This is a genomic window from Leisingera sp. F5 (assembly GCF_001593695.1).
Map to the genome: position 1 here is coordinate 1 of NZ_LUKH01000929.1, position 1,457 is coordinate 1,457.

The window sequence follows — 1,457 nt, forward strand, 5'->3', positions numbered from 1 at the left end:
CGCCCTCGGCAATCCGGTGGTGGCGGGCAAAGACATTCTCCAGCCCTTCGTCCAGCAGCATACCACAGGCCATGTTCAACCCGTTCATTGAAGAACAGCTCGGCTCCGGTCAGCTCATTCAGGTAAGCTGAGGTGCGCACCGGCGTGCGGCGGATATGCGGCTGGATTCGCTCATGCGCGGCCAGCATGTCCTCGTAAGTGGGGATATACATAACGGTATCCTTCATTACGCGGCGGCCTTGGCGCTGACGCCGGTATTACCGCGGTAGTAATCCTGTGCAGCTGCCACGCCGGAGCCCAGCTGGATGTTCAGCCCCAGGTCGGCCATGACCATTTCGGCGGTCGCAATGCCCGACAACGCCATCACGTCGGTCAGGCTGCCCAGGTGGCCGATGCGGAACACTTTGCCCGCGACCTCGCCCAGGCCGGTGCCAAAGGCGACGCCGTATTTCTCGGCCGCCAGGCTCACGAATTTGTTGGCGTCGAACCCTTCCGGCGTGCGGATGGCGCTGACGCTGTCGGAATAGACGTCCGGCGACACGGCGCACAGCTCCAGCCCCCAGGCCCGGACCGCAGCGCGGACGCCCTCGGCAATCCGGTGGTGGCGGGCAAAGACATTCTCCAGCCCTTCGTCCAGCAGCATACCACAGGCCATGTTCAACCCGTTCAGCAGACCGACAGAGGGCGTGTAGGGATAGGCGCTGTTGGCGTAACCCGCGGCCATATCCTTGATATCAAAGAAGGTACGAGGCAGGGTCGCGGTCTCCGCCGCCTTCATCGCCTTGGGCGAGAAGCCAACGATGGCCAGGCCCGGCGGCAGCATGAAGCCCTTCTGCGAACCAGTGACGGCAATATCGACGCCCCATTCATCCATCCGGAAATCCATCGAGGCGATCGAGCTGACGCCATCGACAAACAGCAATGCCGGGTGGCCGGCCGCATCCAGCGCGCGGCGGACGGCGGCGATGTCGGATTTCACGCCGGTTGCGGTCTCGTTGTGGGTCGCCAGAACCGCCTTGATCTCGTGGGATGTGTCGGCGGTCAGGATTTCCTCGTAACGGTCTGCAGGCAGGCCTTCGCCCCAGGGGGTTTCGACAACCTGCACATTCAGCCCGTGGCGCTGGCACATGTCGATCCAGCGGTGGCTGAACATGCCGTTACGCGCGGCCAGAATCTTGTCGCCTGCGCTCAGCGTGTTGGTGAGCGCGGTTTCCCAACCGCCGGTTCCGGTCGACGGAAACACAAAGATCTCAGCGGTTTCGCTTTTCAGAACTTTTTTCACACCGGCAAGCGCCGGGTGCAGGATCTGGCCGAACAGCGGCGAGCGGTGGTCCAGCGTCGGCATGTCCACTGCCTTGCGCAGTACTTCGGGCATATTGGTCGGACCGGGGATGAAAACCGGATTTTGAAAGCTCATGTCGTGCCCTCCTGTGGCGATTTCCGTCACTGTAAAGGGC

General features: G+C 62.6%; 1 protein-coding gene and 1 pseudogene. Both read right to left on the minus strand.

What is annotated here, in order from left to right; genetic code table 11:
- Positions 1-227: pseudogene (locus tag A2I95_RS37535) on the minus strand (hypothetical protein); the annotation flags it as partial.
- On the minus strand, positions 227-1,417 hold the full coding sequence (bhcA, locus tag A2I95_RS37540; protein ID WP_291737534.1) for an L-aspartate--glyoxylate aminotransferase BhcA: 1,191 nt from the start codon (positions 1,415-1,417) through the stop codon (positions 227-229). The pseudogene A2I95_RS37535 and the gene bhcA, both read right to left, overlap by 1 nt.
- Between the last annotated feature and the right edge of the window lie 40 nt (positions 1,418-1,457).

Coding starts and splice junctions, on each gene's coding strand:
- bhcA (WP_291737534.1), bottom strand. CDS start 1,417: ATGAGCTTTCAAAATCCGGTTTTCATCCCCGGTCCGACCAATATGCCC.